Annotated in this window: 17 protein-coding genes; 4 read left to right on the forward strand and 13 right to left on the reverse strand. The window is 73.2% G+C overall.

Going from position 1 to position 19087, the window contains the following annotated elements; genetic code table 11:
- Nucleotides 1-194: 194 nt before the first annotated feature.
- The 8 genes from ACFWOG_RS06065 to ACFWOG_RS06100 form a co-directional block, all read right to left on the reverse strand.
- Complete coding sequence (locus ACFWOG_RS06065) at nucleotides 195-707, reverse strand: nuclear transport factor 2 family protein (RefSeq protein ID WP_329949082.1); 513 nt, start codon at nucleotides 705-707, stop codon at nucleotides 195-197.
- Nucleotides 708-797: 90 nt separating this feature from the next.
- Entirely contained in the window at nucleotides 798-2162 is a 1365-nt protein-coding gene (locus ACFWOG_RS06070; protein WP_355400493.1) for a carotenoid oxygenase family protein, read from the reverse strand.
- Nucleotides 2163-2263: 101 nt separating this feature from the next.
- Nucleotides 2264-3790, reverse strand: coding sequence for an MFS transporter (locus tag ACFWOG_RS06075; protein WP_380355282.1), 1527 nt, complete (start codon nucleotides 3788-3790; stop codon nucleotides 2264-2266).
- A gap of 110 nt (nucleotides 3791-3900) precedes the next feature.
- Nucleotides 3901-5901, reverse strand: coding sequence for an ATP-binding protein (locus tag ACFWOG_RS06080; RefSeq protein WP_380355285.1), 2001 nt, complete (start codon nucleotides 5899-5901; stop codon nucleotides 3901-3903).
- A complete protein-coding gene (locus tag ACFWOG_RS06085; protein ID WP_380355288.1) occupies nucleotides 5877-7232 on the reverse strand; it encodes a cytochrome P450 in 1356 nt (451 codons plus the stop codon). The genes ACFWOG_RS06080 and ACFWOG_RS06085 overlap by 25 nt, the downstream gene beginning before the upstream one ends.
- A 771-nt stretch (nucleotides 7233-8003) precedes the next feature.
- Nucleotides 8004-8327, reverse strand: coding sequence for a DUF6087 family protein (locus ACFWOG_RS06090; RefSeq protein ID WP_380355291.1), 324 nt, complete (start codon nucleotides 8325-8327; stop codon nucleotides 8004-8006).
- A gap of 93 nt (nucleotides 8328-8420) precedes the next feature.
- On the reverse strand, nucleotides 8421-8741 hold the full coding sequence (locus ACFWOG_RS06095) for a multidrug efflux SMR transporter (RefSeq protein ID WP_355400501.1): 321 nt from the start codon (nucleotides 8739-8741) through the stop codon (nucleotides 8421-8423).
- An 80-nt stretch (nucleotides 8742-8821) separates the two neighbouring features.
- On the reverse strand, nucleotides 8822-9241 hold the full coding sequence (locus tag ACFWOG_RS06100) for a DMT family transporter (RefSeq protein ID WP_380355294.1): 420 nt from the start codon (nucleotides 9239-9241) through the stop codon (nucleotides 8822-8824).
- 150 nt (nucleotides 9242-9391) lie between these two features.
- Here ACFWOG_RS06100 and ACFWOG_RS06105 point away from each other — a divergent pair, with 150 nt between their 5' ends.
- Nucleotides 9392-9871 (forward strand): MarR family transcriptional regulator, encoded by a 480-nt coding sequence (locus ACFWOG_RS06105; protein ID WP_329949089.1) that lies wholly within the window; start codon nucleotides 9392-9394, stop codon nucleotides 9869-9871.
- A gap of 167 nt (nucleotides 9872-10038) precedes the next feature.
- Here the strand turns inward: ACFWOG_RS06105 and metG are convergent, their stop codons facing one another.
- The 3 genes from metG to ACFWOG_RS06120 all read right to left on the reverse strand — a co-directional run bounded on the left by metG (nucleotide 10039) and on the right by ACFWOG_RS06120 (nucleotide 13347).
- Nucleotides 10039-11769, reverse strand: a complete 1731-nt coding sequence (gene metG, locus ACFWOG_RS06110; protein WP_380355297.1) for a methionine--tRNA ligase — start codon at nucleotides 11767-11769, stop codon at nucleotides 10039-10041.
- Nucleotides 11770-11950: 181 nt separating this feature from the next.
- Nucleotides 11951-13072, reverse strand: a complete 1122-nt coding sequence (locus tag ACFWOG_RS06115; RefSeq protein ID WP_380355300.1) for a damage-control phosphatase ARMT1 family protein — start codon at nucleotides 13070-13072, stop codon at nucleotides 11951-11953.
- A 104-nt stretch (nucleotides 13073-13176) separates the two neighbouring features.
- Nucleotides 13177-13347 (reverse strand): DUF397 domain-containing protein, encoded by a 171-nt coding sequence (locus ACFWOG_RS06120; protein ID WP_329884610.1) that lies wholly within the window; start codon nucleotides 13345-13347, stop codon nucleotides 13177-13179.
- Between the two features lie 501 nt (nucleotides 13348-13848).
- Here ACFWOG_RS06120 and ACFWOG_RS06125 point away from each other — a divergent pair.
- Nucleotides 13849-14046 (forward strand): hypothetical protein, encoded by a 198-nt coding sequence (locus tag ACFWOG_RS06125; protein ID WP_329949092.1) that lies wholly within the window; start codon nucleotides 13849-13851, stop codon nucleotides 14044-14046.
- 117 nt (nucleotides 14047-14163) lie between these two features.
- On the opposite strand, the gene ACFWOG_RS06130 is transcribed toward ACFWOG_RS06125, so the two are convergent.
- Together ACFWOG_RS06130 and ACFWOG_RS06135 are read right to left on the reverse strand one after the other, a co-directional pair.
- On the reverse strand, nucleotides 14164-14766 hold the full coding sequence (locus ACFWOG_RS06130) for a GNAT family N-acetyltransferase (RefSeq protein WP_380355305.1): 603 nt from the start codon (nucleotides 14764-14766) through the stop codon (nucleotides 14164-14166).
- A 126-nt stretch (nucleotides 14767-14892) separates the two neighbouring features.
- Entirely contained in the window at nucleotides 14893-16176 is a 1284-nt protein-coding gene (locus ACFWOG_RS06135) for an adenylosuccinate synthase (protein WP_329884604.1), read from the reverse strand.
- A gap of 126 nt (nucleotides 16177-16302) precedes the next feature.
- Here ACFWOG_RS06135 and ACFWOG_RS06140 point away from each other — a divergent pair, with 126 nt between their 5' ends.
- Complete coding sequence (locus ACFWOG_RS06140) at nucleotides 16303-17163, forward strand: diacylglycerol kinase (protein WP_329884602.1); 861 nt, start codon at nucleotides 16303-16305, stop codon at nucleotides 17161-17163.
- A gap of 290 nt (nucleotides 17164-17453) precedes the next feature.
- Complete coding sequence (purF, locus tag ACFWOG_RS06145) at nucleotides 17454-19037, forward strand: amidophosphoribosyltransferase (RefSeq protein WP_329884600.1); 1584 nt, start codon at nucleotides 17454-17456, stop codon at nucleotides 19035-19037.
- Nucleotides 19038-19087 lie beyond the last annotated feature (50 nt).

Genomic DNA, 19087 nt, shown 5'->3' on the forward strand with positions numbered 1-19087 from the left:
CCCTGCTCGACCCCGAGGCCCCCACCGGCATCCTGACCCGCCCGGACGCCTTCTACCTCACCGCCGTCACCGTCCACACCGCCCGCGCGACCGGCGCGCGGTAGTCGTGACACCGGCCCCGCTCCTTCGAACGAGGGAGCGGGGCCGGTCGGCATTTCGGCCCGTCGGCCGGTGGTCGGCCGGTGGCCGGCCGGTCAGTGGCCCGGCGGGGTCCAGTCGGCGGGCAGGCCGGACTGGGTCAGGACGTCGGCGAGGCTGTAGTGGTCCTGGTCGGAGGTGATCCGGCCGCGGCGGTCGACGTCGAGCAGGGTGGTCATCGGCACGGCGAAGGCCTTGGGCGCGCCCTTGAGACGGCCGGCGTAGACGGCCTCGACGGTGATGCGCCCGCCGTCGCGGTGGGCGGCGCGCACGGTGACGTGGACGTTGTCGATGAGGCTGTCCGCGCGGGCCTTCCACCCGGCGATCTCCCGGCGGCCGTGGAAGGCGACGCCCACGCCGAGGTCGGTGTAGACGCCGTCGGCGGTGAACAGGGCGCCGAGCGCCCGGGGGTCGGTGCCGTTCCAGGCACAGGCCCAGTCGGCGACGATCCTCGGCGGTCGCCGTCCGGCGTCGTGGGCGTCCTGGGCGGCGAAGGCGGTGGTGGCGGGCGCGGCGGACAGGGCCGCGGCGGCGATCAGGGTGGTCATGGCGCGGGGCAGACGGGACATCGTGGTGGGTCCTTCTTCGGAGGGGGCCGGGTGAGGTCTGGGTGAGGGGCCGGGCGAGGCCGGTTCACGGCGGTGCCCGGGGCGCGTGGGTCAGTCCCGGTCGGCGTCCGGGCCGCTGTCGGGGATCCAGGAACCGTGGAGTCCGGCGCTCACCCGGTGGGGCAGGTGGACGGTGGCGATGCGTTCGAGGCCGGCGGCGTCGAGGACCAGCAGCTGCGAGGCGTCCTGCTTGAGATCGGAGACGACGGTGAGCAGGTAGCCGTCGTCCTCACCGGTCGCCCCGGCGGCGGGGACGAAGACGGCTTCGCCGGGCATCCGGGCGTCGCCGACCTGCCGGATGCGGCGGGCACCGGTGACGCGGTCGTACTTGACCACCCCGTAGCCGCCGAAGCCCTTCTCGTCGGGGAAGGCGACGGCGTACTGGTAGCGGTTCTCGGCGCCCAGGTACGCCTCGTTGAGGGTCGGGAACTCCACGGGCAGGTCGTCGACGATGCGCTCGTCGACGCTGCCGGCCGCCAGGTCGATCACCCAACGGCGGGTGTAGGAACGGGAGACGGGCTCGCTGCCGCGTCCGGGAGCGCCGATCCACCAGTTCCAGGAGAGCCGGAATCCGTCCCGGTCCACGGTGGGGCCCTCCAGGACGATGCGGCCCTGGCCGTCCTCGTAGGCGTTGGCGACGTGCAGCATGTTGCCCGGTTCGACCGAGAACCAGCGGACCTGCCGGGCGCCGTCGTTTCCGCGCGGCATGACGCCGATCCGGGCGGGCTGCTGGTCGTCCCAGCCGTAGGGGATGCCGGAGTGGTCGGTGGGGTCGAAGGTGACGTTGCCCTCGACGAAGACCACGTGCCGGCGGGTGATGGCGAAGTCGTGCTTCAGCGCGCCGGTCGCGCCGGGGACCTCGGCGCTGTGGACGATCTCGCCCTTGGCGTCGGCGACGTAGTACGTCAGGAACGGCGGGAGGGGCGAGGACCCGAAGAAGTGGAGCTCGCCCGTCGCCGGGTCCTCCTTGGGGTGCGCGGTCATCGCGGTGCGCAGCTTGCCGCGGAAGTCGTAGGCGCCGACGGTGTCGAGCTCCCGGGTGAGTTCGAAGGGCAGGTTCGCCTCGCAGAGGGCGAGCAGCCGTCCGGCGTGCTCGATCACGTGGGTGCCGGCGGCGCTGGCGGTGAGGTCAGGCCCGCGTTCGGTCATGTAGGGCGCGCCGTCCAGGGCGGGGGTCCGGACCCAGCGGTTGCGGTACCACTCGGCGCGGCCCTCGCGCAGCCTGATGCCGTGGACCATGCCGCTGCCCTTGAACCAGTGGGTGGGGGTGACGCCGGGCTTGGGGTTGTGGCCGTTGCGCAGGAGCCGGCCGGTGAGCTCGGTGGGCAGGGTGCCCTCGACGGTGAGGCCGGTGACGGCGACCTCGTCGGTGACGGGGGTGAAGTGGCCGGTCAGGTACGGCTTCGCTGTGGTCATGGCAGGAGTCCTTCCGGTGAAGTGCGTTGCTTGTGAGGGGAGTTGTGAGAGGAGTTGGGTGGGAGAGAGGCTGAGCTGGGCGGGCGCGGGCCCCGGGGGAATCAGGCGGTTCGCGGGTCGGGCGCCGGGAGGGGAGCGGCGGTCACGGCCCTCCGGCCGACGGCCCGGGTGAGGAGCAGCGTGAGGAGTGCGGTGGCCGCCGCGACGGAGGCGGAGACGGCGAAGGCGGTCCGGTACCCGGCGGTGAGGGCCTCCAGGTGGGGCCGGTGGGTGGCCGCGTGGGCGGTCACGGATCCGGCCAGCGTGGTCAGGACGGCGAGGCCGATCGCGCCGCCGACCTGGCGGGTGGTGTTGACCAGTCCGCCGGCCAGTCCGGCGTCCCGGGGCGGGACGCCGTCCACGGCGAGAGCGGTGAGCTGGACGAAGGCGGTGCTCAGGCCCAGGCCGATCAGGATGCTCGGCCCGAGGACGTCGGTGAGGTAGCTGCCGTCGGCGTCGATCCGCGACAGCCACAGCAGGCCGGCGGCTTCGGTGAGCAGGGCGGCGATCACGGTGGTGGCCGCGCCGAGGCGCCGGGAGACGCGCGGCGCCAGGGCGGCGCCGAGCATGTTGGCTGCCGCGAGCGGTAGTTGGCCGGCTCCGGTGGCCAGCGGACCCGATCCGAGGACCTGTTGCTGGTAGAGCGGAAGGAAGAAGAACAGGGCGATCCACACGGAGCCCAGCAGCGCCATCAGCAGGTTGCCGGTGGCCACCCGGCCGGTGCCGAGCAGCCGGGGCGGTAGCAGTGCGTTCGGCCGGCGGAGCTCGATCACGGCGAAGACCGGGAGCAGGACGGCGGCGGCGCCCAGGGCGCCGACGACCCGGCCGTCGCTCCAGCCGGCGCCGCGTGCGGTGGTCAGGCCCCAGACCAGGCAGGTCAGGGCGAGGGTGACGGTGGCGGTGCCCAGCAGGTCGAACCGCGCCTCCTCCCGCCCGTCCTTCCGCCCCGACCCGCTCACCTGTCCGCTCACCTGCCCGCTCGCCTGCCGGGGCGCCGGCGGTACGAGGGCCGCCACGGCGGCCAGGACCAGCGCCGACCCGAGCGCGACCGCGTGGAAGATCCAGGGCCAGCCCCGTGCCTGGGTGAGCACACCCCCGAGCAGGACGCCGCTCGCTCCGCCTGCGCCGGAGACCGCGCCCCACACCCCCAGGACCCGGCCGCGCCCGGGGCCGGAGGGGAACTGCTCCATCGCCAGGGCGAGCGCGGCCGGGGCGATCGCCGCCGCGGCGAGGCCCTGGGCGGCGCGGGCGCCGATCAGCACGTCCGAGGTGGCGGCCAGTCCCGCCGCCAGCGAGGCCGCGGCGAACAGCGCGAGCCCGGCGAGCAGGACCCGGCGGCGGCCGAGCAGGTCGGCCGCCCGGCCGCCCGCCAGCAGCAGTGCCCCGAACGCCAGACCGTAGGCGTTGACCACCCAGGTGACCGCGCCGTCCGAGAGGCCGACCCCGGCGCGGATCTGCGGCAGCGCCACGTTCACGATCGAGGTGGCGAGCATGACGGTGAACTGGGCCGCGGCGAGCGCCGCGAGCGCCGCTCCCGGCCGGGGGGACCGGCCTGTCGCCGGCTCCGTCTGCGTGCGTGCAACGTTCATGACGCACAGACTCGGGCCGGTCGCCGTCCACCTTCCAGGCCCGGCGGGCGCGGGGACTGTCCACTCCTGTCCGCACCTGTCCACCGGATCCGGGCGGGGTGCGGGCGTCCTCAGCGGGGGCCGTGCAGCTCCTGCTGCCACAGGGCGTCGCAGAGCAGGTCCAGGCCCTGGCGCAGGTGGCGCCGGTAGGTGCCGTACGGGAGGCTCAGGCGCCGGGCGGCGGCCTCCTGGGTGGGGGCGCCGGAGAAGTACCCCGCCGTCAGGGCCTCGCGGGCGCGCACGCCGCGCGGGTCACGGGCGAGGTCGTCCACCGTCCGGCGCAGCAGGGCGCGCAGCTCCCCGACGGGGTCGGCGGAGTCGGCCGCCAGGCGGGCGCGCAGCAGGGCGCAGGCGGCGAAGGCGTCGGTGTCGCGCCAGTGCGCCAGGGCCTCGCGCACGTCCTGGTCGAACACGCCCCGCGAGACGCCCGACGGCCCGGCCCGGGTGGGCACGGCCGTGGCCGATATGAGGTGGCGGAGCCAGATCTCGACGGGCACCTGGCGCCAGTCGACGCCGAACAGGCCGTAGGTGTGCTCGCCGACCCGCGGCCGGGCGCCGGTGTCGGCGAGGCTGCCCTTGACGCGCGCGGCCCAGGTCTCGGCGTCCCGCCAGACGGCGAAGCCGTAGGCGCGGCCGCGGGCACGGGCCGACTCCGCCTGGGCGCGGGAGCTGCTCAGGTCGATGACGCGCGAGGGGACCTGGTACCGCTCCGGGTAGACCGAGAAGCGGCTGATGCCGATGTGCTCGCCGGGCCGCACCGGCGCGGTGGCGTCGGTGTACTCCCAGGCCGCCGCCACGACGGGGTCGGTGGCCAGGTCCTCGGGGTCGGCGGGGGCGGGCAGGGCGAGGCGGGCGGTGAACGCCACGACGCGGCCCGTGCTCACCAGGCGGTAGACGCTGAAGGACTGCGGCTGGCGTTCCGCCCAGTAGCGGACCAGCTCGGCGGAGGCCGGGCCCTCGGTCTGCTCGGCCATCCGCAGGACGACGTCGAGGTCGTCCGGGTGCAGGGGCCGGTCGTGCACCTCGTCCTCGCGGGACCAGGTGCGCAGCCGCGCCACGATCTCCCCCTCCCGGAAGAGGTGGAAGAGTTCGTCGGTGACGGTCCAGACCCGTTCCTCGGGCGCCTCGCGCAGCAGGCGCAGGTACTCCTCGGCCAGTCGCCGGCGCATCGCCACGAAGGCGTTGGGGGCGCGCCAGCGCAGGTCGGCGGCGAGGGTCTCGCGCGCGGCGTCGTGCGGGTGGAGCCCCCGGTGGGTGGACTCCATGAAGGGCAGGTCCCTGAGCCAGGTGAAGAGCGGGTGGGCGTCCTCGTCGGGCAGCACGGCGGCGAGCAGTTCCTCGGAGGTCGAGTAGGCCTGGGCCGCCACCTCCAGCGCGCGGCGGTGGGCCGCGGTCGGCACCTCGCCGATCAGGCCCGACAGCAGGGTGCGCAGGACGTCGGCCGACGGCGCCCAGACGTCCTCCCGGCTCCAGTCGGCGGCCCTCGCGGCAGCCGCGAGGGACAGGGCCAGTGGGTTGCCTCCGGCGAAGCGGAGGACCCGCTCCCGCAGTTGGGGCAGGACCTGCGCCGCGGTCAGCAGGCCGAGGGCCTGCTCCTCGGTGAACGGCTCCAGTTCGCAGACGTGCAGGAGTCCGGCCCAGGCGGGATCGGCGGTCCACTGGGGCTGCGGTGCGAGGCGGCCCGCCAGGACCACCAGGGTGTCGTCGGCGGCCCCGGGCAGGAACCGCTGCCAGAGCCAGCTCTCCAGCCACTGGCAGTGCTCGAAGGAGTCGACGACGAGGACCGTGCCGGGGACCTCCAGGAGGGGAGCGGCGGCGCGCCGGAAGTCGTCCGGGTCCCGGCTCGCGAAACGGCCGTCGAGTTCCAGCACCGGCCGCTCCGCCGCACGGGCGCGGTCGGCCATGCACCGCAGCAGTGTCGACTTGCCGATGCCGCCCGGCCCGGACACGTAGAACGCGAACGGCGCCGGCGGATCGCCGGCCAGGGCCTGGGCGAAGCGGCCGAGTTCCTCGTCCCGGCCGATGAAGGCCCGGACGCGCGCGTTGCTCAGTCGCTCTCCGACGGACGCCATGACGACTCCTCTCCGCGGGTGGTGGTCGTGGTTCGGGACGGCCTCGTGGTCCGGGATGGCCCCGACCGGTGGGGAGCCGGGAGCGGGAGGGGCGTTCGGCCGGGGACGGCGGCGCCTTCGTGCACGGGGGTGAAGTCCAGGGACAGGGCGGCGGGGCCGCGGGTGTACAGGCCGGTCTCCCGGTAGCGGGAACCGGGGCTGTGGCGGACCCGGTCGAGCAGCGGGAGCAGCAGCGCGGCCACGGTCTCGATCTCGGCGCGGGCGAAGGCCGCGCCGACGCACTGGTGGAGCCCGGTGCCGAAGGCCAGGTGCTGGGCGGCGGCGGTGAAGGAGCGGGCGGTGCCCAGGTCCGGGCGGTGGAGGTCGAAGGTGTCCGGGGCGTCGAACGCCTCGGGGTCGCGGTTGGCCGCGCCGATCAGGCAGAAGACGGTGGCGCCCGCCGGGACGACGGTGCCGGCGAACACGGCGTCCCGCTCCGCCTGGCGGGGGACGAGCTGGACGGGCGGGGTGTAGCGCAGGGTCTCGGCGATCGCGGCGGGCAGCAGGGCCGGGTCCCGGCGGACCTGCGCCATCTGCTCGGGGTGGTCGATCAGGTGCTTGAAGAGGTAGCCGAGGGTCTTGTCGGCGGGCTCGACGGCGGCCACCAGAACGTTGATGATCAACGCGGTGACGTCGCGGGTGCTCATGGTGATGCCGTCGAACTCGGCCGTGCAGAGCGTCGATATCAGGTCCTCGCCGGGGTGACGGCGGCGCTGCTCGATGACCGGGACGAGGTAGGCCTCCAGCTCCAGGGCGCGGTCCAGGCAGTGCCGGCGGCGTTCGTCGGTGAGGGTGACGGCGGTGACGAACTCCCCTATCCCGCCGAGCCAGGCGGCGACCTTTCGCCAGTCCTTCCGGTCCAGGCCGAGGATCTCCAGCGTCACCTGGACGGCGAAGGGCCTGCCGAAGTCGTTGACGAGGTCCATCCGCCCCCGGGGGAGGAAGGGTGCGACGAGCTCGGCGGCGTTGGCGCGGATGGTGCGCACCTGGTCCTGCAGGGCCTGTCCGGTGAAGCCCCGGACGACGATCTTTCGTTTGGCGGTGTGTTCCGCCCCGGTCATCTGGGCGAGCACCGGACCGCGCATCACCGGCTCGGCGCGGACCTGCAGCGTCTCGGTGGTGAACGCCTCATGGTCGGTCAGCACCCGCTTCACGTCCCGGTGGCGGGAGAGGAAGTAGCTGTCGACCGCCGGCTCGTAGTGCACCGGTGACCGGTCCCTCAGCCGTGCGAAGTGCCGGTGGGGCGCGGCGGCGAACTCCTCGGACAGGATGCTGAAGCGGGGATCGACCATGGCGGGGGCGGTCCTCTCGGGAAGCGGGTGCACGGGGAGCGCCGGGGCGGCAGGGCTCGAATGACGGGGGCCGGGTGACGTCGGCTCGGGTGACGGCGACGTGGGTGACGGTGACGTGGGTGACGGGGGCTCGAACGGCGGCGGCTCGGCGGTGGCTCGACAGCGGCTCGGCGGTGAGCATTCCGGCCGGGGCGGTCGGCGGCGTTCGGCCGGTGAGGATCCCGCCGGGGCTTTCAGGCGGGCGGGAGACCGCGCGTGGTTCTGCGGCGACCGGGGCCGGGGTCCGGGGGAGGAAGGGGAGCCCGGTCGGCAGGGGAGAGGCGTCGCGCCCGGCCCGCCGGTGCGTGCCGGGGGCGGTGTCCCGCGGCTCCGCGCACCGTGCCCGGACGACGGGGATCCAGTCCCTCGGTCGTGGCCGGGCGGGCAACTCGCGCTCTGGGCACCGTGGTCGGTTCCTACGTCGGGATCGGGGCGGCCGATGGGATCCACCGTCAGGATGGCTCGACGCCGACCCACCCTGAGATTGACGTGGGCACTATAACCCGAAGGCCGATCGGCCGGACGGCGCCCGATCCGGGGAGCGGACGGTTCGTCCTGGAAGGATGACGGGATCGTCGGTGTACGGTCGCGGGGCTCGTGGCGCCCGGCGTCGGTATCGCGGCGATGTGCCCGGTCCCCGGTCGTGCGCCGGGCCGGTGCGGCCCGGTGCGGCCCGGCGGGGCCCGGTCGGGCGGCGGCCCGGCGGGGCCCGGTCGTGCGGCGGGCCGGGCGCTACCGGTCCGGCTTCCGGTGGCGCCCGGTTCCCTTGCGCAGCAGTGGTACGGGGGTGTCCGCCTGGGGGAAGGCGGTGGCCGGCCCGGCCGCCTCGTCGGGCCGGACGATCAGCGGGTACGCCTCGGCGTAGCTCTCCGCCACCGCGACCGGCTGCCAGGCGAAGCCGTCCCACTCGACGACCAGTCTCGGCACGTCCCGGAACAGGTGCGCCCCGCGCCGCGGCCCGGGTGCCAGCGTGATCGCGTCGCGCGTCCCGGGGGCCCGTCGGCGGCGTGCCCGCCGCGCGTACCACTCGGCCAGCGGCTCGTCCTCGGCGTCCATCGCCGCCTCCCTCGGGGATCGGTCGGGGACGGCCAGTCTTCCCGATCCGGATCGGGCGGACGATTCCACGATCGGGTGAAATCGCCTGGGGGATCAGACTCCTGACGCCAGCTTCAGCGTGAGCACCCCCGCGATGATCGAGGCGAAGGAGAGCAGTTTGGGCAGTGTGATGCGCTCCTTGTAGATCAGCGCGCCGAGGACAACGGTGCCGATCGAACCCAGCCCCGTCCAGATCGTGTACCCGACGCCGACGTCGAGGGTGCGGAGGGCGAGGCTCAGCGTGTAGATCCCTCCCGCGGCGGCGGTCAGGGTGAGGACGGAGGGCCAGAACACGGTGAAGCCCTTGGTGGCGTTGGTGCCGAGGGCGAAGACGATCTCGAAGACGACGGCGATCGCGAGGAAGGCCCAGGCCATGACGGTGCAACTCTCTCTCGTGGGGCTGTGCGGGGTGTGGGGCGCGGAGCGCGGGGGCGGTGCGGGTGCCGGCGGGGCGGTCAGCCGGTGGCGACGGTGGCCGCCGGGGCCGGTGCGGCGGTCTGCTGCCCCGCCTGCCCGGCCTGCTTCTCCGCCGCTCCGGCGGCAGTGGCCGCCCGGCCCGGCCGGTCGGCCAGCTTGAGGCCCAGGACGCCGCCGATGATGAGCACGAAGGCGACGGCCTTTCCGGCGTTCATCTCCTCGTCGAAGATCAGGGTGCCGAGGAGGACGGTGCCGACCGAGCCGATTCCGGTCCACACGGTGTAGCCGACGCCGACGTCGAGGGTCTTGAGGGCCAGGCTGAGGAAGAAGATCCCGCCGGCCGCGGCGCCCGCGGTGAGCAGGGACGGGCCCAGCACGGTGAAGCCGTGGGTGGCGTTGGTGGCGAGGGCGAAGACCACCTCGAAGACCGAGGCGATGAGCAGGTAGATCCAGGCCATGGGAAGGACCTCTCAGGGCTTAGTTGTTGCATGTATGTGCAAGTACATCGACCTGGGCAAGAGCATGCATGTACAAGTAACATCGTGTCAACCCGTTTCGCCCCGCCCGCCAGACCCGCCCGCCAGACCCGCAAGGCCAGGGAGCGCCCGATGTCCACCCGACCCAGCCCAGCCGCCCCCGGTGCGGTCCCCGACGCCGCCGGGCCGACCGCCGACACCCGGATGTGGGGCCGCCTGACGGCCCTGCACGCTCAGGTCGAGGGCCGGCTCGCCACCGTCCTCCAGCGCCGGCACGGACTCGGCCTCTCGGAGTACCGCGCCCTCGGCCTGCTCGCCGAGGCGCCGAAGAGCGAACTGCGGATGCAGGACCTCGCGACCGGGCTCGGCCTCAACCAGAGCTCCGTCACCCGCCTGGTCGCCCGCCTCAACGCCGCCGACTTCACGTACCGGGACCTCTGTCCCGACGACAGGCGCGGCGTCTACACCGTCCTCACCGAGGCCGGCCGCGCCCGCCACGGCGAGGCGCGCACCACCTACGAGGAGAGCCTCACCGCCGCCCTCGACGAGGCCGCCACCGCCACCCCCGACCTCGTCCCGCTGCTCGCCGCCGCCCGCGCCTCCCTCGGCTGAGCGGGGCCGGGGCGGGGCCGGAGTCGGGGCCGGGGCCGCTACCGCACCGGGAGGCGGCGCGGCCGCCCGCCCCCGTCCGGGACGGAGTCGTGCGGCCGCGTCGTCCGGGTGCCCGCCACCCGGTGGCGCTCGGTCCGCGCCCCGCCCGCTTCCCGCCCGCTCCCCGCCTACTCGCCGCCGCCGAAGCGCTCGGCCCAGGCGGCCAGGTCCTCGTCCGTGATCTTCGCGAACAGTACCGGCGGCACCGTGAACGGCGTCCCGGCCGGCACCGCGTCCAGCGCCCGCGCCTCCTCCGCGCTCACCCAGCCGCGGGTCCGCGCGGGGGCGTCGGCCGGCAGCGCGAACGCCGCGCGCATGGCCTCCGCCGCCGTCGGGACGAACGGCTCCGAGACCACCGCGTACAGGTGGATCAGGTTCATCGCCGTCCGGAGCGTGAGGGCCGCCGCCTCCGGGTCGGTCTTCACCTGGAGCCAGGGGGCCTTCTCGTCGAGGTACGCGTTGCCGGCACTCCACAGCGCCCGCAGACTCTGCGTCGCCTTGCGGAAGTTGAGGGCCTCCAGCTGCGCCTCGTAGTCGGCCAGCAGCTCGGCGATCTGCGCCCCCAGCCGCTCCTCCGGCTCCGCCGCCGCGTGCCCGGCCGGCACGTCGTCGCCGAACCGCTTGCGGCTGAACGAGAGCACCCGGTTGACGAAGTTGCCGAGAGTGTCGGCGAGGTCCTTGTTGACGGTCGAGGCGAAGAGGTCCCAGGTGAAGCTGGAGTCGTCCGACTCGGGCGCGTGCGCCATCAGGAAGTAGCGCCAGTAGTCGGCCGGCAGCAGCTCCAGGGCGACGTCCGTGAAGATGCCGCGCTTCTGGCTGGTGGAGAACTTCCCGCCGTAGTACGTCAGCCAGTTGAAGGCCTTGACGTAGTCGACCTTCTTCCACGGCCGGCGCGAGCCGATGATCGTCGCCGGGAACATCACGGTGTGGAACGGCACGTTGTCCTTGGCCATGAACTCGGTGTACCGGACGGTGCCGTCCGCCTCGTACCACCAGGACCTCCAGTCCCGGGTCTCGCCGTCGGCGGCCGCGTCCGACCACTCCTTGGTGGCGCCGATGTACTCGATCGGCGCGTCGAACCAGACGTAGAAGACCTTGCCGGCGGCTGCCAGCTCCGGCCACACGTCGGCCGGCACCGGGACGCCCCACTCCAGGTCGCGGGTGATCGCCCGGTCCTGGAGGCCCTCGGCCAGCCACTTGCGGGCGATCGACGAGGCGAGCACCGGCCACTGGTCACCGTGCTCGTCGACCCACTGCTCCACCTGCTCGGTCAGCTTCGACTGGAGCAGGAACAGGTGCTTGGTCTCCCGCACCTCCAGGTCCGAGCTGCCGCTGATCGCCGACCGGGGCTCCAGCAGGTCCGTCGGGTCCAGGACGCGCGTGCAGTTCTCGCACTGGTCGCCGCGCGCCTTGTCGTAGCCGCAGTGCGGGCAGGTCCCGACGATGTACCGGTCCGGCAGGAAGCGCCCGTCGGTGACCGAGTACACCTGACGGATCGCCCGCTCCTCGACGAACCCGTTGGCGTGCAGCTCGCGGGCGATCTCCTGGGTGATCTCCCGGTTCTGCACCGAGGAACTGCGCCCGAAGTGGTCGAACGACAGCCGGAAGCCGTCGTACACCGCCTTCTGCCGGTCGTGCGCCCGTGCGCAGAACTCCGCCACCGGCAGCCCGGCTTCCTGGGCGGCCAGTTCGGCCGGCGTGCCGTGCTCGTCCGTCGCGCAGATGTACAGCACCTCGTGCCCGCGCTGCCGCAGGTACCGGGAGTAGACGTCCGCCGGCAGCATGGACCCGACCATGTTGCCCAGGTGCTTGATCCCGTTGATGTAGGGAAGGGCGCTGGTGATCAGGTGCCGAGCCATCCTCGGATGCTCCGATTTCTCCCGCACGGACCCCTACCCCGGAGTGCCGTGACAGGCGCAGGGTTCTGGGGCTGCGACGGGAGGCCGGCACGCACGCGGGCTCCCGGGCTGCCGCACAGAGCGAGTTCCACTGTGGGCGAGCCCAATCCTAGCGAAGCTCCTCGTCGTCCTTCGCTCGTATTTACCGCTGCCCCGCCCCCCGGACCTGGACCAGCGCGTGACGCCCGTCCGTCCGCCACGCCGTCCCGGAGCGGTCCAGCCGCGCGAGCGTTCCCGGGTCCACCCCCACCAGCACGTCCGACTTGAGCGTGCGCAGCGCCGCGACGGGCGAGGGGAAGTGGTCGACCGTGTCGGCGAACGGCGTCGTCGGCGGCCAGTGCCGGTCGCCCACCAGCCGGCGGTAGTTGAGGTCACCCTTGAGGACGGTGAGGGCCGCACCGCCGAACTCCGCCCGCAGGTCGGCGGGCATCGCGTCGTAGGGCAGCGGCGCGCAGAAGAACGGGTGCGTCCGGACGGCCAGCGTGCCGTCCTCCATCGCCCGCCGGATCCGCCGGCCCGCCGCCGTGCCGTGCAGGCGGCCGACCGCCGCGAGGACGTCGGCCATCGTCGCGTCCGACACGAAGTACGGCCGGGGCTTCACGTACAGGGCGACCCCGGCCGCGAGTCCGCTCGTCAGCAGGTGGTCGATCAGCGCGAGGTCGGGCAGCAGTTCGGGTCCGGCGTTGTCCGCCACCACGGCGACCCGCCCGCCCCGGCCCTTCTCCAGCCCGGTCCAGAACGCCGCCGAGTCGTCCACCACCAGCGCGTCCCGTACCGCGTCCCGGCCTTCGCCGGCGGTGATCCGGAACCCCAGGTCCGCCCGGTTCCCCCACAGGGAGGACACCAGCAGCTCCTGCGGTCCGTCGCCGAACCCGTCCACCGCCGCGTCCGCCAACTCGGGTGCCTTGAACGGTCCGAAGGGGTCGATCCCCTGCCAGACGCCGTCCCCGAAGTAGCCGGTGGCCTCCAGCAGCCGCCGGTAGAAGTAGCTCTCCGCCCACAGGAACGGTGCCTCGCCCCACGGCCGCCCCCAGAGCCCCTCGCCCCAGGCCAGCCACTCGGCGCGGTCGTGCGCGTCCGCCGGCGGCGGCTCCAGTACCCCGGTGGTGCTCTCCACCAGCAGCCGCTCCACTGCCGCCCGTTCCCGAGCCCCGTACGGCAGGGCCGCCAGCACCTGGCTCACCAGCCGCGGATGCCGTTCGTGGAACACCGCCCATGCGAACGACCCGGGTACGTCGCTACGAATCACCGCCACCTCAGCCACGCCGCGACCCTAACCGGCCCCGGCCCCTCCGGCGTCGGCGCCACCCGGTGCGGGGCCCGATCCGGGTGGCGGTCGACCGCTGCCCCGGCGGTCCGGGGTGTCGATCAGACGGTGAACTCGCCCTGCTTGACGGCGGCGACGAGGTCCTTCCACTCCTGGTGGGTGAGGACGGCGTGGGGCGCGTCGGGGGAGCGGCCGCTGCGGACGAGGACGGCGTCCGGGGTGATGGTGACCCGGGGGCGATCGCCCGGAGCCTGCGGGTCGTGGTCGTCCATGAGTACTCCCGGGAGGATCGGTGGTGAGGGGCGGCGTGGTTCCGGAGAGCGGAGTGGTCGAACTCGCCGTGCTCGACGCCTCGGCAGTGTGGCGCGCGAGGCGGGTTCGGCGCCACTCGTGGAGGGCGGCAGGCGGGATCCCCTGACGGGGCCGTCGGGGTGCCGAGGCGGTTGCTCCGGGATCTTCGTCGGGATCTGCCGGGATCTGCCGGGGCCGTGCGGGACCGGCACCGACGGGCCGGTCCGACCTCTCCGAGCCGGTGACCGGTGCCCTGGTCGGCGGCGGCGGCGCAACCGCCGCCGGGCTCGAACTGCGGTGCGGGCGGCCTCACATGGCCGTGAAGCGCGACGCTCCCCGCCGCCGGTCCGACCGGGACCGGAGGTGGCTCGAACGGGTGGGCGGGGGCTTGACCTCGTCGCCGCTTTGGCCGATGACTGGGGTGTGGAACTCATCGGGCTTTGTGGCAGGGCGGTTCGGGCCGTGGCGGCGGTCGATCGCTGATGGCTGTCGTGCTGCTGACGGGACTGCTGGTGTCGGTGCTCTTCGTCGGCGTGGTGGCGCAGATCATCGCGAGCCGTCAGCAGCGGGAGAGGCGCTCCGGCGGAGGGGACTCGGCCTCCGGCCGCTCCTCCACCGGCCGACAGGAGGAGGCGCTGTCGCGCCGACTTCCGTCGGGGCGGGGGCGTTCGCACCGGTAGCTCTCGGTGGAACGCCGCAGCGGGTCGTGAAACGGCCCACCATCGGCCGGTGTTGAGACCTTCTCGCCCCTTCGCCCCGCTCGCCCGCTCGCCCGGCGGGCCCCGGGCCTTGCGCGGTCAGCCCGCGGCCAGCCGCTCCTCCAGGCGCACACGGGCCGCGGGCCACTCCTCCCTCAGCATCGAGAAGTACGCGGTGTCGCGCCAGACCCCGGTGTCGCGCCGCTTGTCGCGGCGGTGGATGCCCTCGAACGTGGCGCCGAGGCGCAGGATCGCGTTGCGGGAGCGGTCGTTGAGCGCGTCCGTCTTCCAGAACACCCGGCCCATGCCGAGTTCCTCGAACGCGTACGTGAGCAGCAGCAGCTTGGACTCGGTGTTGAGGCCGGTCCGCCACGCCGACCGGGCGTTCCAGGTGCCGCCGATCTCGACCAGTTCGTTCTCCGTGCTGAAGTCGTAGAACCCGGTGATGCCGACGGCCCGCCCCGAGGCGAGGTCGACGGCGGCGAACTTCACGGCCGTCCCGGCGGCGACCTCCGCGAGCCGGAGGTCGAGGATCGCGCCGAGCTCCTCCTCGGTGGTCGGCGCGGCGAACGGGATCCAGCGCCAGACGTCCTGGTCCCGGCCGACGGACGACCACAGCTCGGTGAGGTGGCCGCGGCCGAGCGGCTCCAGGCGCACGTGGCGGCCGGTGAGCGTGACGGGGGCGGGAAGCTTCGCAGTCATGATCGAAAAATAGCGGGCGAATGCACTAGATGCAATGCCGCATTGCCCTAGTGCAAACTTGCAAGGGCAAAGGGGAGCCCTGCGGACACGAGGTCCGCAGGGCTCCCCCCAGCCGGTGGCGGGTGCTCAGACGAACGAGTTGATCTGGATCGTCTCGTACCGGCCCGGGCCGACGCCGATGGCGGAGATGGGGGCGCCCGACATCTCCTCCAGCGCCTTCACGTACGCCTGGGCGTTCTTCGGCAGGTCGCCGAAGGTCTTCGCCCCGCTGATGTCCTCGTTCCAGCCCGGCAGCGACTCGTAGATCGGCTTGGCGTGGTGGAAGTCCGACTGGTTGTACGGCAGCTCCTCGACCCGCTGCCCGTCGATCTCGTACGCGACGCAGACCGGGATCTGCTCCCAGCCGGTCAGCACGTCGAGCTTGGTGAGGAAGAAGTCGGTGAGGCCGTTGACCCGGGTCGCGTAGCGCGCGATGACCGCGTCGAACCAGCCGCAGCGGCGGTCACGGCCGGTGGTGACACCGCGCTCGCCGCCGATCCGCCGCAGGGCCTCGCCGTCCGCGTCGAGCAGCTCGGTCGGGAACGGGCCCGAGCCGACGCGGGTGGTGTACGCCTTCAGGATGCCGATGACCCGGTCGATCTTGGTGGGGCCGATGCCGGCGCCGGTGCAGGCGCCGCCCGCGGTCGGGTTCGACGAGGTCACGAAGGGGTACGTGCCGTGGTCGACGTCGAGCAGGGTGCCCTGGCCGCCCTCCAGCAGGACGACCTTGTTCGCCTTGAGCGCCTCGTCCAGCACCAGCGTGGTGTCGGCGAGGAACGGCTTGATCTTGTCCGCGTAGCCGAGGTACTCCTCCAGCACCAGCTCGGCCGGGATGGCGCGGCGGTTGTAGAGCTTGACCAGCAGCTGGTTCTTGTCGTGCAGCGCGGCTTCGATCTTCTGCTGCAGGATCGACTCGTCGAAGAGGTCCTGGACCCGGATGCCGACGCGGTTGATCTTGTCCGCGTAGGTCGGGCCGATGCCGCGGCCGGTGGTGCCGATCCGGCGCTTGCCGAGGAAGCGCTCGGTGACCTTGTCCAGGGTCCGGTGGTACGGCGTGATCAGGTGGGCGTTGCCCGAGATCAGCAGCTTGGAGGTGTCGATGCCGCGCTCGTTCAGGCCGCTGAGCTCGGAGAGCAGCACGCCCGGGTCGATGACGACACCGTTGCCGATCACCGGCGTCACGTTCGGGCTGAGGATGCCGGAAGGGAGCAGGTGCAGGGCATACTTCTGGTCGCCGATGACCACCGTGTGACCGGCGTTGTTGCCGCCCTGGTAGCGGACGACGTAGTCGACGGAGCCGCCGAGGAGGTCCGTCGCCTTCCCCTTGCCCTCGTCTCCCCACTGAGCGCCAACGAGCACGAGTGCCGGCACAGGCGTACACCCCTTCCGGTTGGGGCATCCTGCGTAGGCCGCAGTCTGCCCCGAGATAGACGAAGCCCCTGGCGCAATAGCGCAAGGGGCTCTTGCACCGAGAGATTACCTGAGGAAGGACCGGTTGTGTCGTCCCTGTCCACGCCCGCAACCGGCGGCCCCGAGCCGCTCCTGCTCCTCCTCGACCCGGCGGCCCGGCAGACCGACGGCGAGTCGGTGCGGATCGCGAAGGACGTTCTCTCCGGTGGGGCGGACGTCAAGGTGGCGTGCCCGGAGAGCCCGTCCGAGCTCGACCGGGTGCTTTCGCACCGCGGCCGGAGGCGACCGGTGGTGATCGGTTCCGACCTCGCGTTGCAGCGTGTGCTCCAGGCCCTGCACCGCCAGCGTGAGCTGGGGGCCGACGCGGTGGGCATGGTCCCGGTGGGCCGGGCGGACGGACTGGCGGCGGCGCGGGCGCTGGGTGTGCCGGGGGCTCCGGTGGCGGCGGCGCGGGCGGTGCTCGCGGGGGCGCCGCGCAAGCTCGACCTGCTGGTGGACGACGGCGGCGGGGTGGCGCTCGGCGGGGTGCGGATCCCGGGGGGCGGAACCCGTCGCCCGGTCGGCCGTTCGAGCGGCTGGCGTTCGCTATGGGCGAAACTGGCTGCGGCCGAGCAGGGGACCGTACTCACGCCCGAGGCCGGGGCCGAGAGCAGGGGCGAGCAGGGCGCCCGGGTGCGGGTCGAGGCGGACGGCCGGCTGCTCGCCGACGTCCACCACCCGGTCCGGGCGGTCCAGGTGACGCTGCCGTCCGGCGAGGCGCTCGGCGAGGGCGTCATGGAGATCGTGGTCCGCACGCCCGGCGCCCTGGTGCGGGTGCGGGCGGCCAGTGTCTCGGTGGTCGGACGCGGCTTCGGGTACGAGGCGGACGGCCATCCGGTCGGCCCCGTCCGGGCGCGCACCTGGACGGTCCACCCCGGCTGCTGGGGCCTGCTGCTGCCGGCTGCGTAGTCGCCGCGGAGCGCAGCGCTACCCGGAGGACACCCGGCGTCATCGAACGGCCCGGGTGAGCAGGCTCACGTTGGGCGAACGGCGGCCGAACGCGCGGCGAAGGGTCGTCCGTGCACGGAATGCGCCAACGGGCGCGAACCGCAAGGCCAACCGGGTGCGCGGGGAATGCGGGGCCGCCGAAATCCACCGCGGGTAAGGGGTTTTGTCTACGCGCGTTACCAGCCGACCGCCCGACAATCCCGTCCTCCCGGGTTCCGGAAGCCTGTGCCAACTGCCCTAGACTCGAAGGCGTGCCACGTGGTGACGGAAGACTCAACCACGATCTTCTTCCCGGCGAGAAAGGCCCCCAGGACGCTTGCGGCGTCTTCGGTGTCTGGGCTCCCGGCGAGGAGGTCGCCAAGCTCACGTTCTTCGGCCTTTACGCCCTGCAGCACCGCGGTCAGGAATCCGCGGGCATCGCAGTGAGCAATGGCTCCCAGATTCTCGTCTTCAAGGACATGGGACTCGTCTCCCAGGTCTTCGACGAGGCCTCGCTGGGGTCGTTGCACGGGCATATCGCCGTCGGACACGCCCGCTACTCGACCACCGGTTCCTCGGTCTGGGAGAACGCCCAGCCGACCTTCCGGGCGACCGTCCACGGTTCGCTGGCCCTCGGGCACAACGGAAACCTGGTGAACACCGCCGAACTGGCGGCCATGGTCGCCGAACTCCCCGGTGAGGAGCACGTCTCCCGCTCCGGACGCTCGGCGGCGACCAACGACACCGACCTGGTGACCGCGCTGCTCGCCGGTCACCCGGACCTCTCCATCGAGGAGACGGCCAAGCTCGTCCTGCCCAAGGTCAAGGGCGCCTTCTCGCTCGTCTTCATGGACGAGCACACGCTCTACGCCGCCCGCGACCCGCAGGGCATCCGCCCGCTGGTGCTGGGCCGGCTGGAGCGCGGATGGGTGGTCGCCTCCGAAACGGCGGCACTGGACATCTGCGGCGCCTCCTTCATCCGCGAGGTCGAGCCGGGCGAGCTCATCGCCATCGACGAGAACGGCATGCGCACCTCGCGGTTCGCCGAGGCCCGGCCCAAGGGCTGCGTCTTCGAGTACGTCTACCTGGCCCGCCCGGACACCTCCATCGCCGGCCGCAACGTGCACCTCTCCCGCGTGGAGATGGGGCGCAAGCTGGCCGCCGAGGCTCCGGCCGACGCCGACCTGGTGATAGCGACGCCCGAGTCCGGCACCCCCGCCGCGATCGGCTACGCCGAGGCCAGCGGCATCCCGTACGGCTCCGGCCTGGTGAAGAACGCCTACGTCGGCCGCACCTTCATCCAGCCCAGCCAGACCATCCGCCAGCTCGGCATCCGGCTCAAGCTGAACCCGCTGCGCGAGGTCATCCAGGGCAAGCGCCTCGTCGTGGTCGACGACTCGATCGTCCGCGGCAACACCCAGCGCGCCCTGGTGAAGATGCTCCGCGAAGCGGGCGCCGCCGAGGTCCACATCCGGATCTCGTCGCCGCCGGTGAAGTGGCCCTGCTTCTTCGGCATCGACTTCGCCACCCGTGCGGAGCTGATCGCCAACGGCATGACGATCGAGGAGATCGGCCGCACGCTCGGCGCGGACTCGCTCTCCTACATCTCGATCGACGGCATGATCGAGGCCACCAAGCAGCCGAAGGACCGGCTCTGCCGGGCCTGTTTCGACGGCGAGTACCCGATGGAGCTGCCGGATCCGGCGCTGCTCGGCAAGCTCCTGCTGGAGGCCGAGATCAAGGGCGGCCAGCAGCAGCCGGCGGTCCGCGGCAAGCCGACCAGCGGCAGCGACCTGGACGGCGTCCAGTCGCTGCTCGGCGGGGCGGGCGCGGCCGACGCGCTGCGCCGCCCGTAACGACCCGACGGTGGGGTCCCGGAACCCCGGGGCCCCACCGCTGTTCCGAC

This window comes from Kitasatospora sp. NPDC058406 (assembly GCF_042722765.1).
In the GTDB taxonomy this organism is placed as follows: domain Bacteria; phylum Actinomycetota; class Actinomycetes; order Streptomycetales; family Streptomycetaceae; genus Kitasatospora.